Below are 16,199 nucleotides of genomic sequence, written 5' to 3' on the forward strand. Positions count from 1 at the left end.
CCCCACTGCTGCCTCCCGTAGGAGTCTGGGCCGTGTCTCAGTCCCAGTGTGGCTGCTCATCCTCTCAGACCAGCTACTGATCGTCGCCTTGGTAGGCTTTTACTCCACCAACTAGCTAATCAGACGCGAGCTCCTCTTCAGGCGAATTACTTTCACCAATAGGCACATTGGGTATTAGCAGCAGTTTCCCGCTGTTGTCCCCATCCTGAAGGCAGATTCTCACGCGTTACTCACCCGTCCGCCACTATTCCCGAAGGAACCGTTCGACTTGCATGTGTTAGGCATACCGCCAGCGTTCATTCTGAGCCAGGATCAAACTCTCCATATTAATATGTTGAGTTTTTTTGGCTTTTGTTTTATAATGTTTCTTTAACTGGGGGTCAGTTACTTACTTTTAAACTTATTAATTTGTTTCGGTTCAGAGTTGCGCCTCAACCGCGCATTTACTAATCTATCTCTTTTCTTAGGCTTTGTCAACCCTTTTTTGAAAAAAAACTGAAAAAATTTTTTGACCTGCTGCTAATCGTTTACCGTTAACGAAGTCAATCCCTGACTGAGAGCGCTTTCCAGGTAATTGGACTTCTTTTAGTAATAATAATCCTTCTCCTGTTTGGATGATTGGTCCTAAATTTTTGGCGATCGCCACGATTGAGCCTATCTCCCCAGTTAAGTTACTAAATTGGGGAATGAGTTGACTAATTATCTCGGGTAAGTCTTGACTATATTCTGTAATTAGGGGTACTGTAGCGAGAATCTTGATCTCTTGCTCTTGCCAAGATGTATAACAATTAGGAAAAAATGCTCTAATTTGATTGTGTAGAGTTAAAGCAGATTTTGACCAGTCTAATAAATAATCTGATTTTTGTAATAGTGGTGCGTAGTTAGCTTGTTGGTTATCTTGGGGAATTGGAGTGATCTTACCTTCGGCTAATTTGAATAAGGTTTCTATGAGTAATTCTGCTCCTAGATTAGCTAAAGTTATAGCTAAATCTTGACTATTATCCAATAATCCTATATCAGTATAAGCTTTGAGCAGCATTGGTCCTGTGTCCATTCCTTCATCCATGAGTATGGTAGTAATTCCCGAGCTGCGATCGCCGTTATAAATACTCCACTGAATCGGTGCTGCTCCTCGATATTGGGGTAAAATTGAACCGTGGACATTGACAGAACCTAATTTAGGCATACTAAGTATTTCATTAGAAAGTATTTGTCCATAGGCGATGACTACGAATACATCAGCTGCTGTTGCTGCTAATTGTTGTAAAGTTGCTGGATGTTTTTTTACTCGTTTGGGTTGCCATACTGGTAAATTATGAGCTAAAGCTATTTTTTTCACTGGAGAAGGAATTAATTGACTACCTCTACCCCGACGTTTATCGGGTTGGGTAACTACCCCTAGTAACTCTATTTGAGGATGATTAATTAAAGCTTCAAGGGTAGGAACAGCAAATTGTGGTGTACCAAAAAAAACTACGCGCATTTTTTCAATTAACTAAATTATGAACATTATCCCGATTTTAGTTATTAATCTAATTCTCTGTTTAGGATTAATAGGTTATAATAATTTAGAGGAGTTTAGTTATCAAAACAACCTTATGGCTAGTACACAACTTTTATCAACAGAAGAATTAACTCAAAGTATCAGCCAGTTAGAAGGCTGGAGTATTGAAAACAAAAAGTTACATAAACGCTACCAATTTCGTTCCTTTGTAGAAGCCTTTGGTTTTATGACCAGTTTAGCTTTAGTAGCCGAAAGTATGGGACATCACCCCGAATGGTTTAACGTCTATAATCGCGTCACCATTGATTTAACTACCCATGACGCTGGAGGAATTACCAATTTAGATATAGATTTCGCCACAAAAGCTAACGAATTAGCGAATAAATTCTAGATATTAAGAACAACTCTGAATCCTCCCCTACTGTTAGAAGCGTTTGCTGCACTTTTATAACGTTTAGCACAACGACAGTTATTCGGAGCACTAAAACAAGAACCACCTCGTAAAACATAATAATCATCTTGAGGGTCAATTCTTGGTTTATCATCACCAGTTGCACCTAAATAATCATCATGCCACGAATCTAAACACCATTCCCAAACATTCCCCAACATATCGTATAACCCCAAGGGATTGGGATAAAAACTACCTACCTCGGTTGTTTCCTGTTTATAGACGCCTTTAGGTTCATTAGCATAGATATTGTAGCCATTATAATTAGCTAATTCTGTCGTAATAGTCTCACCACAATAGAAAGGTGTAGTTGTTCCACCTCGACAAGCGTACTCCCATTGAGCTTCCGAAGGTAGCGTGATTTTTTTACCTAGTTTTTGAGAGAGTGTAGCACAAAAAGCCAGACAATCATAATAACTCACATTTTCTACAGGTCTATTATCCCCTTTAGTTTTATTAAATAAACCTTTAAAGCGAGAGGGATTATTACCCATAATTGTGCGCCATTGCAGTTGAGTGATAGGATATTTTCCCATCCAGAAGGGGAGTACATCAACCCAATGTCGTGGTCCTTCGCTATCATCTCTACCTTTTTCTGAATCAGGAGATCCCATCATAAACCTTCCCCAGGGGATATAAACTAAATCCAAAGTTATACTATTACCGAGGTCAAGAGTTTGATATCTAGCGGTTTTAGGTTCTTGTTTAATAACCTTACCAAAGGAATTAACAGTAATAGCCTTAAAGTTCAATACATCTCTACCAAAAGTAGAAGTTTGATTTACTGTTGTCGGACTTGGGGAAGTTACTATCACTGTGGGAGGAGGTTGGACAGGTATAACCGAAGGTTTAACAGTAGGTTGGGTTAGAGATAGTAAATCCTGTCTAACTTCTTTAGCCTCTTTATAGCGTCTTTTGAGAGCATCCTCAATCATTTTATCGAGAACTTGGGCTAATTTGGGTTCTACAGTAATTTTTTGTTTTTTGAGATACTCTTTCCAACTCCATTTATTCTCATAGTCATCATAAATTAAATCCGTTGTTCCTGTGGGTAAACAACCCGTGAGTAAGCGTATGCAGGTTACCCCCAAACTATACACGTCACTAGCTTTAACTGCTCTACCATTGATTTGTTCACGAGAAGCATAACCAGGACTATAAATAGAGGTTAGAACACTAGGATCTTTACCACTAGTGACTCTGACTGCGCCAAAATCGATTAAGATCAACTTATTATCACTGCGACGACGCATAATATTTTCTGGTTTGATATCGCGGTGAAGTAAATCTTTACTTTGGATATATTCTAGAACTGGTAAAAGATTATGGAGTATTTCTCTAATTTTAGTTTCGTTAAACCGTCCTTTACGTTCAAATTCTGTTAACAGGTTCTCCCCATCTATAAACTCTTGAATCAGGAAAAAACTATTATTTTTAGAGAAATAGCGATAGATTTTGGGGATCTGATCATGATTCAGATTGTAAAGTTGTTGTGCTTCTCGTTGGAAAAGTTCCAGGACTTTGGGGTTATAACCCTCATTAGAGAGCAATTTTTTAATGACTATTTTTTGGTTAAATAAATCTACATCCTCTGCTAAATAAGTACGTCCAAATCCTCCTTCTCCTAATAGCTTAATTATGTGATAATGTTCAAAATTGTAACTATGGGTGCTTTCGATTAATTTGCTACCGCAACCGTGACAAAACTTATTTTTGTCGGGATTATCTGGTTTAGGACAAGCAGGATTAAGACAAAAAGGCATGAGTTAGCTCACAATTATCTCTACTCAATTAGAATTATAATGGATTTCTCTGATTAGCGTAACCATTAAATTCATTGATTACCGGATCATTTAAGAGATTATGAGCACATTGATACTCTGGTACTAACTTTTGCAGATAGACAATTACTTGTCGATGTTGATTAGCTTGAGCCTTATCTAAAAGTGTCTGTAACAGAGATTCTAACTCATGCCAACTCAAGCGACATTCATAAGCACAGAAAACCTTAGGGTGTTGGGTAGGATTAATATTATCTCCATCGATGAGTAACTCTTCGTAGAGTTTTTCTCCCGGTCTTAAACCTGTAATTTCGATTTTAATATCTTGGTCAGGTATAAGTCCACTCAGACGAATCATTTGTAAAGCCAAGTCATAAATACGGATAGGCTCTCCCATATCTAAAAGAAATACCTCACCACCCTGGGCCATTGCACCTGCTTGAATAACCAGACGTACAGCTTCTGGGATAGACATAAAATAGCGAGTTACATCGGGGTGAGTAACGGTAATAGGTTGACGTTGGGCGATTTGGCGTCTAAACAAGGGCACGACAGAGCCACTACTATCTAAAACATTGCCAAAACGAACGATCGCAAAACAGGTATGAGTAGTAGGTAAATCGCTCAAAGCTTGAATAACCAGTTCAGCGACGCGTTTACTAGCACCCATAACATTAGTAGGGCGTACAGCTTTATCCGTGGAAATCAAGACGAAATTATCTACCCTATTAGCGATCGCACATTCAGCAGTAACCAAAGTTCCATAGACATTATTATAGACACCTTGAGAAGGATTAGCTTCTACCAAGGGAACGTGTTTATAAGCTGCTGCATGATAGATGGTATTGACGCGATGTTTTGCCAAGATACTAGTTAAATGAGTTGCATCGGTGACGCTACCGAGATAAGGGATACAGTGAACTTCAGGGTATTTTTCCGCTAATTCTAGATTAATACTATAAAGTGAAAATTCACTAATTTCGTAAAGAATCAGACATTTAGGAGTTAATTGAGCGATTTGACGACATAATTCTGATCCTATCGAACCACCTGCACCTGTTACTAAGACTATTTTGTCAGTAATATTGATACGTAGTAAATGTGGTTCAGGTTGAACCTCTTCTCTCCCGAGTAAATCTGTAACATCAATGGAGCGAATTTCGCTAATAGATACCTTATTAGTAAGAATTTCCGTGAGACTAGGTACTGTTTTCACTAATATTGGTAATTCTTGTAGATTTTCGATAATTTCGCGACGACGTTCTTTATTCAGAGAAGGTATAGCCAGAATAGCAGTATCAAAAGGTTTCTGTTTATAGAGATGAATTAAATCACTAGGTGAATAAACAGGAATACCCTTAATAAGTTGTTGGTGTAATTCTAGGTTATCATCAATAAAGGCGATTAAATCATAACCTGGTTCATGGATAAGAGTACGAGCCAATTGAGATCCAGCTACTCCCGCACCATAGATAATTAACCTTTCTGGTTGTAAATCCCCATTAACGTGGTGCTTGAGTTGACGAAAACCCCAAGTAATAATTAACCTGAGATAGACGACGAAAATAAAGGTTAACATCGCGTCAATAATTAAGATCGAACGAGGTAAAGGCCATTCTCCTAAAAGATAAGCTAAAATTACCTGTGTTCCTGAACTAAAGATTACTGCTTGAGTTGCTGTAGCTAAAAATTCTGTATCAGTATAGCGTAAGATAGGGCGATACATACCCTTCCAGCGAAAGACCAGTATTTTAATAACAATCAGTAGTAAAATTTGCCAGGAAAATTGCCAGATTTTGGTAATAGGATAAAAAAAGTTAAAGCGTACTAAAAAAGCACTAACTATCGCCAAACAAAATAAAAATGTGTCACAAGCTATTAATAAACGCCTTTTTTTCGCTCTAGACAAAGCATGATAATGCCAATACAGCCATTCTGTAAACCGTTTTTTCATACAAAGTATGTTAATTTTACTCCTCACACCAGCCATGAAAGCTTTAAGTTATTTTAAAGCAATTTGTAGAAGCCTTGAAAATATCTTCAAGGCTAAAGGTAATTAAGCTACGCTGGTTAGTAAACCACTATGTCTTAACAAAGCATCAGTTTTTGGTTCACGTCCACGGAAACGAGTAAATACTTCCATAGGTGGTAAACTACCTCCTAAAGCTAAAACCGTATCTCGGAAGCGTAAACCCATAGTTTGCACAGTTTCAGGGGAATCTAAACCAGCTTCTTCAAAAGCAGCAAAAGCATCAGCGCTGAGTACTTCTGCCCATTTATAGCTATAGTAACCCGCGGCGTAACCTCCTGAGAAAATATGACCAAAAGAACATAAGAAAGAGTCTTCAGGAAGTGGGGGAATAACGGTGGTGGTAGCTGCAAGGCGATCGCGTAGTTGTTGAGGAGTTTCTTGACCGCCTGGTTGATAGCGATAGTGCAACTCTAAGTCAACTAGGGAGAAGTGTAATTGTCTGAGCATAGACATACCACTGAGGTAATTCTTAGCTGCTAACAGTTTTTGATAGTATTCTTCGGGTAAAGATTCTCCAGTTTGATAGTGTTTTGCCATTCCCATCAAAGTTGGACGATGATAACACCAGTTTTCCATAAACTGACTAGGTAATTCTACCGCGTCCCATTCAATGTTATTAATTCCTGCTGCACCGGTGTAATCGATTTGGGTAAGCATATGTTGTAAACCATGACCAAATTCATGAAAGAGAGTATTTACCTCCCCAAAAGTCATTAAACTCGGTTGATCTCCTACTGGTGGTGTTTGATTACAAATCAGATAAGCGATGGGTAAACGAATAGTTGTCTGATTATTTTCGGTAATTTTAGCACGATTGAGACAATCAGCCATCCACGCACCACCGCGTTTTTCAGCAGGGCGACTATAAGCGTCTAGATAGAAATAGGCGATCGCTTCTCCATCAGGATTACTAATTTGGCAATAGCGTACATCAGGATGCCAAACCGGGGCTTTACCGTCAGCAGGAGTAATTACTACCCCAAAGAGACGTTTAGCCAAGTCAAATAAACCAGTTAATACTTGTTCGAGGGGGAAATAGGGGCGTAATTCTTCATCAGTAAAAGCGAAGAGGGCTTCTCGTTGTTTTTCTGCCCAATAACTGATATCCCAGGGTTGTAACTCTGTTGTCTTAGCAAATGCCTGAAGATCCTCTAATTCTTTTTGGGCTGCGGGATAACTTACTTGACGCAATTCTTCAAGAAGATTTTCTACCGCAGCAACACTGCTTGCCATTTTACGAGCTAAACTCAACTCAGCGTAAGTATTAAAGCCTAGTAGTTTAGCTTTTTCCTGACGTAGTTCCAGAATCCGCTCTAAATTAGGGTAATTATTAAGTTCTCCACTTGAAGCGCGGGAGATAAAAGCGTGGTATAGTTTTGATCGTAATTCTTCATTAGCCGAGTATTTCATAAAAGGAACATAACTCGGATAATCTAGGGTAATTACCCAAGGTCCAGTTTCTGCTGTAGCGTCCTTTTCTCCTTCACTGCGCGCGGTTTGGGCTGCTAGATTGAGTAAACTTGGGGGTAATCCAACTATTTGTTCTTTCTTGGTTAATTTGAGTTTAAAGGCTTTGGTAGCGTCGAGAACATTATTAGAGAATTTTGTGGATAATTCGGCTAATTCAAGTTGGATTTGGTTAAAGCGATCGCGTAAGTCTCCTTCTAAGCCTACCCCTGATAATTCTGCGTCTTGAATTGCACTCTCTACGATTCGTTGTTGCGCGGGTTCGAGAGTTGACCACTCAGGACCTTGTTTAATAGCTTTAAAAGCTTGATAAAATGGTTTACTCTGACTAAGTTGATTATAAAACTGAACTACTTGGGGTTGTACACTTTCGTAAGCTTCTCGCAATTCGGGACTATTTTTTACTCCCATCAAGTGACTGATAATCCCCCAACTCCAGCTTAAACGTTCTTCAATAGCTGTGAGAGGATCTACTAAACCTGACCAAGTTGGAGTTACTGTTGTTTCTAACTTTTCCAGGGCTATTTTCAGTTCTGCTAAAAGAGTAGTTATTGCTGGTACTACTTGTTCTGGTTTAATTTCAGCAAAAGGTGGGATACCTTTGCCTATTAACAAAGGATTATCGTTAGTTACCTGATTCATTATTTATCTGGTTTGAGCTAGTTTATTTTTTTAGCTTAACTTAATCTTTCAGATCTCGAATTCTGGAAGTGTACCTAACTTACGAATCTTGACTGATACATCCATACCTAGATAGTCTTCTGATTCTCCAAACCAAGATCCTGATAGAGGGATGACTTGTGCGGGATGACGGGCGATCGCCACTTGAATCAAATCAAAACCCGCGGTAATCCGATTAGTGGGATCATAAGTACGCCAACCTGCACCAGGTAAGTACAATTGTAGCCAAGCGTGTGTAGCACCTGAGCCAACCATGCCAATTTCTCCCCCATCTAAAGCTTGGTCATAAAGATAACCACTAACAAAACGACAGGCAAAACCGAGACGTCGTAAGGCTTCTATCATCAACCAGGCGTAATCTCGACAAGTTCCTGATTTTAAGCGTAGGGTTTCTGCTGGTGGTTGTGTACCTTCTACTTCTCGTGATTGATAGGTCAAGTCTTTATTGATACTATTCATCATCCTATGTAACACATCCAAGGTCTCGTCTTGATCCCCTGCGACAAAGCTTTTTACCCAACTAGCCAGAATTTCTTCTGAATCTTCCGTGTGAGGACGAATAAAACCTGATAAATCTAGCCATTCATTGGGTGTATATTGTACGGGTACTTCTTCGGCGCGTTCATCTAGGGGAAATTGGGTAATTGCTTGAATCCCAAAATGTTCACATCTGATTTTATAGGCAACAATTAGTTCTTTACCTGATTCGTTAAATTCTAATATGGCAACATTATTGGAAAGTGTATCGGTCATCCAACGAATTTTAGCAGGGATATTGGTATCTATAGAATAATCTAAAACTCTTTCCCCATAACCACCAGTGGGTAAAAATATAGCGCGATGCTCACCAAATTTAACTGGATTAGCATATTTATAAGTAGTGATATGTTCTAGGTCGTAAATAACGCTCATAATTTTAAGCCGATGTTGTTAGTGATAAACCTTCCACAATCACCGAGGGAGTGCGATAAAATCCTGATGTATTGACGTCATTACCGATAGCGACTACTTTTTTTAAGGCTTCATAAACGTTACCTGCTACCATGGTATCTTTGACTCTGCCGATAATTTCGCCGTTTTCTACTCGATAACCTAAGTCAAGATTAACAGAAAAATCACCAGAAATATCAGGACCACCTCCGAGAATTTGGTCGATGATAATACCATTATCCAATTTTTGGATTAAATTTTCTAAATTTTCTGTGCCAGGATCAAGGGTAAGGTTAACTAGTATGGGGGTGGGATAATGACCTAGACTAGGACGAAAACCATTCCCTGTACTAGTTGTCCCCCTAGCTTTAGCGGTGGTGCGATCGCTGTAAAATTCTTGGACTATTCCTTTCTCAATCAGGGTTAAATCTTGAGTTGGTGTTCCTTCGTCGTCAAAAGGACAAGTAATACCTCGAAGGTGGGGTTGTTGTCTAAAACTGAGTAAATCACTAACTACCATTTGACCCTGTTTTTCACTCCAGGGTGATGATTTTTCCAGAACTCTTTTACTATTTAAGGCTGCGCTAAGGTTTGACCAAAGTAAATCTGCGGCGATCGGGGTGATTAAGACTGGTTGTTTTCCTTGGGGTGAGGGGACATTCTGTTTAGCCCATTGTAACCGTTGCAGTAATTGATTGACTATTGGTTGATAATTTAAGTCTGTTTCGCTGTCTTCTCCTGCGTAGATTCCTAAAAAATCTTCTCCTCTGATTAATTCTACCCCTAGAAAACAACTATGTTCAACACTACTATACTGACCATAAAATCCCGAGGAGTTAATTAAGGTTGTAGTTTCTAGTTCTGAGATTAATTCTCCGTTACAAATAACTTCGGGATATTCTTCTCTAATAGAGGCGATCGCCTCTTCTCCTAGATTAACCAAATCTGCTGTGGGGATTATTTCCCCTACCTGGGGATAAACTGCGGTGGTTGTTTTTGTTAATTCTGGTGTTTCGGGTGGATTAAGTGCAGAGATAGCGATCGCCTTACTTACCAGAGTTGCTGGATCTACTTTACCATAGGCTACCGCTAAACCAGGACAACCTTCGCGCCATAATCTCAACGCACAACCCGATGATTGAGAGGTTTCTATTTGTTTTAAGCGATTCCCTTCAAAAGATACTGGTGAGGCTTCCGAACTTACTTGATATACTTCAGCATGACTAGCACCGGCTGTGTAAGCCAGGTCTAAGATTTCTTCTAGATTACTTTTGCTCATAGATTATTTTAAAGAAAGAGAAGAGGGGAGAGGGGGAGAGGGGGAGAATTCGGAATTCTGTTCCACCGTTCCACCTAACCCCTAAAACCTAACTCATCATTATTTTGGGCGCGCTAGCTACAATAGCCAACGCGCTAGGTTTAGATCACTATCTCTACAGAGGTCGATAGACTTTATAGTTAATATTAGGGAAAATATTATCAATCATTTCTACTTTTTCTAACCATCCTGAATCTATTTTGCCAATGTTGAGGTCATCATAGATTTTATTGAGACGCATCAGGTGAGAGCGAGTACGACGCACTGCATAAGGAACCATTGTACCTGTTCGCATAATAAAAGCCCAGTCTGAGGATTGAGCTAATAATAACTCTCTGGCTGCTTGATTTAAAGCGCGTAACTCCAATTCATCTGCGGGATCTTTATAACTCAATTCAATCATTCTTTCTGCTGCTTTGTGCAGGTGGGGATATACCCAAGCGTTGGTTTCATTCAGCCAATATTCGTGAAATCCCTTGTAACCCCAACTAGATTGAGAAGGACAAGAGACTTGTTGAGTTTTATTAGTCCGCAAATAGTCAGCGAGGTGAGTCATTTGGTAAGTATTTTGGTCATACCAGGATTTACGGAATAAATAATCAATAAACCAAGGTCCTTCATACCACCAGTGACCAAACAATTCAGCGTCATAGGGAGACACAACCAAAGGTGGACGCTGCATTAAATGACCGAGGTATTCTACCTGCTTTTCTCGATTATACATAAAGTTACTGGCGTGTTCAGCAGCTTTTTCCCTTGCCCAATAAGGATCATAAAGTGCCTTATCGGCTAAACCAGAGTCACGACTGGTAATTTTATGATATTTAATTCCCGTATTTTTGCGCTGACCGTTAGGCATAATATAGGGTTTAATATACTCATACTCAGCCTCCCAACCTAAATCTTTATAAAATTCACGATAAACGGGATCGCCAGGATAACCAACTTGAGAGGACCAAACTTGCTGAGAGGATTCGTGATCACGTCCAAATACTGCTACTCCTGTTTCTGTAAAAATAGGTGCATAAGTCCCAAAACGTGGACGTGGACGAGCGTATAAAATACCGTGACCATCGGTTAGGAAATATCGTAAACCAGCATCAGCGATTAAGCGTTCTAAACCTTCGTAATAAGCGCATTCTGGTAACCAAATCCCTTTAGGAGGACGTCCAAAGTTTTCTTCGTAATGTTCACAAGCTACCTTAACTTGAGCCCAAACCGCTTGGGGATAGGTTTTCATTAAGGGTAGATAACCATGGGTTGCACCACAAGTAATAATTTCTAGGTTATTGCTATCGAGGTACTCTTTGAAAGCTGTAACTAAATCACCGCGGTAATTTTCCCAGGTATGGCGAATCTGGTTAAATTCATTAGCGTAAAATTCAGCTAAATATTTAACGTGACCGTTATGTTCGTTATATTCGATCTCCTTTTCGATTAATTCTTCTAATTTGGTGAGATGTTCCTCATAACGTTCTTGTAATAAAGGATCTCTGAGCATTGACACCAATGGTGGAGTCATACTCATGGTCATTTTAAAGTCTATCCCGTCTCGCTTTAACCCTTGAAAAACGTGCAATAGGGGTATATAGGTTTCGGTAATTGCTTCAAATAACCATTCTTCTTCTAAAACATAATCGCTTTCTGGGTGTCTGACAAAGGGTAGATGTGCATGGAGGACTAAAGCTACATAGCCATGAGTCATAATAATTCACTTTCCTGATGAATTTTATACTATTTTAAGATTTTACCTTTACATTGATCGTAATCAATAAGCTTTTCTTGAATTTGATGTAGAATAATAATACTTATTCTTTTAAATTTGTCTCTATCAACCTTGGAAATTGCTAAATTGTGTTAGAACCTCACAATAATCCAGTTGAATCTGTTAAATCTCCTTCGGGAATGACTCCTTTACAGTTACTGCTGTTTGTTGATGAACGTCCTAGTTCTCAAGATAACATTCAGCAGATCAAAAAATATCTGCAAAATTTGCTTGCTGATTATCCTTTTGAGTTAGAAGTTATCGAAATCACTAAAAAACCCCATTTAGTAGAATATTTTCGCATTATCGCTACCCCTGCTTTAGTTAAAATTTTTCCTGAGCCTCGCCATACTTTGGCTGGTAGTAATTTAGTCATGCAACTGCAAAAGTGGTGGGAACACTGGAAACCTACTAAACAAGAACAGTTAAATAGTGATACTGAGCTTCTTTCTCTAGATAAAAGCTCTTGGAGTTATTCTAGAGAATTAATGGAGCTTAATGATGAAATTTTTTGTTTAAAAAAGGAAAAGGAAGAGTTATTAGAACAATTACGCTTTAAAGACCAAATTCTGGCGATGTTAGCTCATGATTTGCGGAGTCCTTTAACCGCTGCTTCTATTGCTATTGAAACTCTAGAATTAGTGCAAAATTACTCGGAAAATGAACGTAATCAAGCTCTTAAGGATAATCTTAATAAACAGATTAAACAACAGTTTCAAATCATGAACCGCATGATTACTGATTTACTACAAGCTTCTAAGAATATGAGTAGTAGGTTAAGGGTTAAACCAGATGAACTTTATCTCAATCCTTTGTGTGAGGAAATTTTAGAACAATTCATACCTCATTTTCAAGATAAATCTTTACATTTAACTGAAGATATTCCCCAAGATTTACCCTCAGTTTATGGTGATAAAGAATTAATCCGTCAAGTTATTGTTAATTTACTCGATAACGCGGTTAAATATACTCCTGAAAATGGGATGATTAGTATTTTTATTCTCCATAGAACTACTCAAAAGGTACAAATAAGTATTGCTGATACAGGTCCGGGAATTCCTGAAGAGAAACGAGAGCATATTTTTGAGGGACATTTTCGCTTACAACGAGATGAAGAAAAGGAAGGCTATGGTTTAGGATTATATTTGTGTCGTAAGATTGTCCGCGCTCACTATGGTAATATCTGGGTGGATAGTATCCCTAATCAAGGTAGTTGTTTTCATTTTACTTTACCTGTTTATAGATAAAGTTTTTTATGTCTCAAAAAGAAACTAAAATTCTGTTAATGTCTTTTGTACTCACTCTCCTATTTTTATTGGGGGGAGGATGGTTATTATGGCAATTTGTTAACAAGGAAAATGATAATCTTAGTAATAATATCAATAAGCAAACCGAGTCAGAAGAAATCGTAACTCCAGATAGCCCAACTATTACTAGTCAACATATTAGCACTGGTCAACAATGGTTAATTAATGAAAATATAAATCCAAATAAACAAGGGGGAATTATTGCTTTTAAGAATGGTAATTATTTAGAAGCAGTAACTCAATTAGAAGCAGCAATTCAACAACAACCTAATGATCCAGAAGCTCTAATTTATCTCAATAACGCGCGCATTGGTCAAGGTCAAGCTTATACTATTGCAGTTGTTATACCTGTGGGTAGTGATGTCAATGTAGCTAAAGAAATCTTGCGCGGTGTAGCTCAAGCTCAAAATGAAATTAATAACAATGGGAAAATTAATGGTCTTCCTTTAAAAGTAGTTATTGCTAATGATAATAATGAACCAGAATTAGCGGTGAAAATAGCAGAAGCTTTAGCTAGTCAGAATGAAATTATCGGAGTGATTGGTCATTTTTCTAGTGATGTTACTATAGTTGCTAAGCCAGTTTATGATAGCAATAATCTAGTGGTTATTTCTCCTACTAGTACTTCAGTAGCTCTCTCGGGAGCAAGTCAATATCTGTTTCGCACTGTACCTAGTGACTCTTTTACTGGTAATGCTTTAGTTAAGTATATGCTGGAGGATTTAGTTTTAACTAAAGCGGCTATATTTTATGTATCTACCAGCGATTATAGCAATTCTTTACGCAATGTAGTCACTACTGCTTTATTTTCTAGTGGGGGAGAGGTAGTCTTTGAGTTCGATTTTGCCGAGACTGATTTTAATCCCTTTGAAGTGGTTAGACAAGCACAAAATAGGGGTGCTCAAGCTTTGATTTTTGTCTCTAATTCCCCTAACTTAGATAAAGCTCTGCAAATTATCCAAATTAATGAAGGAAGGTTGGCTATCCTCGGGGGAGATAGTATGTATAATCCTCGTACCCTACAATTAGGTCGTCAAAACGCGGTGGGTATGGTTATCGCTATACCTTGGCATATTGATTCTAATCGCAACAGCGATTTTGCCCAAGATTCTACCCGATTATGGCAAGGAGATGTAAACTGGCGTACAGCGATGACTTATGATGCAACTCAAGCATTGATTGGGGCGATCGCTACTAATCCCACTCGCACAGGAGTACAACAAGCTCTTTCTAACCCTAATTTCTCCACTATAGGTGCGGGTAAGGATATTCGCTTTTTACCATCGGGTGATCGCAATCTGGCGGTACAGTTAGTTATCATTGAACGTGCACCTAATACAGAACTAGGTTATCGCTTTTTTCCGTTAGAATGATTATTGTTATCATTCATTAGAGGGTCATTTTGGGCGCAATCACCGAAGCATTACAGTTTGAATTTATGCGTAACGCTATAACCGCGGGTATCTTAGTGAGTATTGCCTGTGGTATGATAGGTTCACTAGTAGTGATTAATCGCATTGTTTTTATTAGTGGTGGTATAGCTCATGCAGCTTATGGAGGGATTGGGTTAGGTTACTTTATGAGTTTTAATCCCGTAGTGGGGGCAATATTTTTTGCGCTGTTATCAGCTCTGGGAATGGGCTGGGTAGAGCGTAAATTACAACAACGGGCTGATACAATTATTGGGGTAATGTGGGCGATCGGGATGGCGGTGGGAATCATTCTCATTGATTTAACCCAGGGTTATAAAGCAGGTTTAGATAGTTATTTATTTGGTAGTATTCTAGCTGTGCCAAGACAAGATTTAATCATTATGTTCATTTTGGACCTAATTATTGTGGTGTTTTTGGCGCTATTTTATAAAGAATTATTGGCAATTTCTTATGACTCGGTTTACGCTACCACGCGCAATGTACCTGTTAATACTATCTATTTATTATTAGTAGCAGCGATCGCCCTTACGGTAGTCATGGTTATGCAGATAGTGGGGTTAATTATGGTTATCGCTTTATTAACTATTCCAGGAGCGATCGCCAGTCAAATGGTTAAAGAGCTTAAACAAATGATGTTGATTGCTAGTATCCTAGGTATTATTTTTAATCTAGTTGGACTATATCTCTCTTATGTGTTTAATCTTACTTCAGGTGCAACAATTATTCTAGTAGCGGGAATAACTTATCTGATTAGTTTAGCTTTACCGAAATTAACAAGAAAGTGAGCCAGAAGTCACCAGACTCCTAACTCTATTTTCTTTTGAGCGAATGGTCTTTTTAAGATTACATAGGTAATATTGATCCTGTCAGATCTTTTGCTCCATCAGAAGCTAAAAAAGCAATAACATTACCGATTGACTCAGGTTTAGTCCATTGATCTGCTTGTTGAGTTCCCATGGCTTCTCGATTGCCAGGAGTATCAATAACCCCAGGTAAAATCACGTTAGCGGTGATATCTAAATCTTGGGTTTCGGCGGCGATCGCCTTGGTTAAGGCTACTACCCCTGCTTTAGCTGCTGAATAGGCGGCTAGTTGCGCGGCAGGATCTATCGCTGCTCTTGAGCCTATAGTAATAATCCTACCAGAGCCTTGTTGACGCATTAATCTTAAACAATGTTTACAAACCAAAAAGGTTGTATCTAGATTCAAACTAAAAGAACTTTTCCAATCGCTAAAACTAAACTCGTGAGTTGCCCCCATGGTAAAACCCCCGACTAGATGAACTAAAACATCTACTCTCCCTAAATCATTGACTAGTTGTTCTACTGAACTTTCTTGACTCAAATCTGTCTGAATAAAGCGAATACGCTCAAATTCTGTCGCTGAGAGTCTTTCTTTGAGCCTTTTAATGCCTTTTTCTCCTTGATAGGGTATAGTTAGTTTTGCGCCTTGGGCTAACAGAGTAGGAGTAACTCCTAAACCTAAACCGCCTGTTCCTCCAGTTAATAAAACTTGTTTACCTTGCATAGT

Annotated in this window: 12 protein-coding genes and 1 rRNA gene; 4 read left to right on the forward strand and 9 right to left on the reverse strand. The window is 38.7% G+C overall.

Features of this window, described 5'->3' with window-relative positions; genetic code table 11:
* Nucleotides 1-328: ribosomal RNA gene (locus tag EA365_08925) — 16S ribosomal RNA — on the reverse strand; the annotation flags it as partial.
* Nucleotides 329-463: 135 nt separating this feature from the next.
* A complete protein-coding gene (locus EA365_08930; GenBank protein TVQ44904.1) occupies nucleotides 464-1,483 on the reverse strand; it encodes a methionyl-tRNA formyltransferase in 1,020 nt (339 codons plus the stop codon).
* Nucleotides 1,484-1,598: 115 nt separating this feature from the next.
* Between EA365_08930 and EA365_08935 the strand changes: the two genes are divergently transcribed.
* Nucleotides 1,599-1,895 (forward strand): 4a-hydroxytetrahydrobiopterin dehydratase, encoded by a 297-nt coding sequence (locus EA365_08935; GenBank protein TVQ44937.1) that lies wholly within the window; start codon nucleotides 1,599-1,601, stop codon nucleotides 1,893-1,895.
* On the opposite strand, the gene EA365_08940 is transcribed toward EA365_08935, so the two are convergent.
* From EA365_08940 to EA365_08965, 6 genes are all read right to left on the reverse strand, one after another.
* Complete coding sequence (locus tag EA365_08940) at nucleotides 1,892-3,718, reverse strand: serine/threonine protein kinase (GenBank protein TVQ44905.1); 1,827 nt, start codon at nucleotides 3,716-3,718, stop codon at nucleotides 1,892-1,894. The genes EA365_08935 and EA365_08940 overlap by 4 nt on opposite strands.
* A gap of 34 nt (nucleotides 3,719-3,752) precedes the next feature.
* A complete protein-coding gene (locus tag EA365_08945) occupies nucleotides 3,753-5,690 on the reverse strand; it encodes a polysaccharide biosynthesis protein (protein TVQ44906.1) in 1,938 nt (645 codons plus the stop codon).
* A 102-nt stretch (nucleotides 5,691-5,792) separates the two neighbouring features.
* Nucleotides 5,793-7,877, reverse strand: coding sequence for a M3 family peptidase (locus EA365_08950; protein ID TVQ44907.1), 2,085 nt, complete (start codon nucleotides 7,875-7,877; stop codon nucleotides 5,793-5,795).
* A gap of 48 nt (nucleotides 7,878-7,925) precedes the next feature.
* A complete protein-coding gene (locus tag EA365_08955; GenBank protein ID TVQ44908.1) occupies nucleotides 7,926-8,828 on the reverse strand; it encodes a transglutaminase family protein in 903 nt (300 codons plus the stop codon).
* 4 nt (nucleotides 8,829-8,832) lie between these two features.
* Nucleotides 8,833-10,125, reverse strand: a complete 1,293-nt coding sequence (locus EA365_08960; protein TVQ44909.1) for a TldD/PmbA family protein — start codon at nucleotides 10,123-10,125, stop codon at nucleotides 8,833-8,835.
* Nucleotides 10,126-10,279: 154 nt separating this feature from the next.
* Nucleotides 10,280-11,869, reverse strand: a complete 1,590-nt coding sequence (locus tag EA365_08965) for a glycoside hydrolase family 57 protein (GenBank protein ID TVQ44910.1) — start codon at nucleotides 11,867-11,869, stop codon at nucleotides 10,280-10,282.
* Between the two features lie 200 nt (nucleotides 11,870-12,069).
* On the opposite strand from EA365_08965, the gene EA365_08970 reads away from it, so the two are divergent.
* The 3 genes from EA365_08970 to EA365_08980 all read left to right on the forward strand — a co-directional run bounded on the left by EA365_08970 (nucleotide 12,070) and on the right by EA365_08980 (nucleotide 15,454).
* Entirely contained in the window at nucleotides 12,070-13,176 is a 1,107-nt protein-coding gene (locus EA365_08970) for a histidine kinase (GenBank protein ID TVQ44938.1), read from the forward strand.
* 8 nt (nucleotides 13,177-13,184) lie between these two features.
* Nucleotides 13,185-14,609, forward strand: a complete 1,425-nt coding sequence (locus EA365_08975; protein TVQ44911.1) for a receptor ligand binding family protein — start codon at nucleotides 13,185-13,187, stop codon at nucleotides 14,607-14,609.
* A gap of 65 nt (nucleotides 14,610-14,674) precedes the next feature.
* Nucleotides 14,675-15,454, forward strand: coding sequence for a metal ABC transporter permease (locus tag EA365_08980; GenBank protein TVQ44912.1), 780 nt, complete (start codon nucleotides 14,675-14,677; stop codon nucleotides 15,452-15,454).
* Between the two features lie 58 nt (nucleotides 15,455-15,512).
* On the opposite strand, the gene fabG is transcribed toward EA365_08980, so the two are convergent.
* Nucleotides 15,513-16,196, reverse strand: coding sequence for a 3-oxoacyl-ACP reductase FabG (gene fabG / locus EA365_08985; protein TVQ44913.1), 684 nt, complete (start codon nucleotides 16,194-16,196; stop codon nucleotides 15,513-15,515).
* Nucleotides 16,197-16,199: the final 3 nt, after the last annotated feature.

Source organism: Gloeocapsa sp. DLM2.Bin57 (genome assembly GCA_007693955.1).
GTDB lineage: Bacteria > Cyanobacteriota > Cyanobacteriia > Cyanobacteriales > Gloeocapsaceae > Gloeocapsa.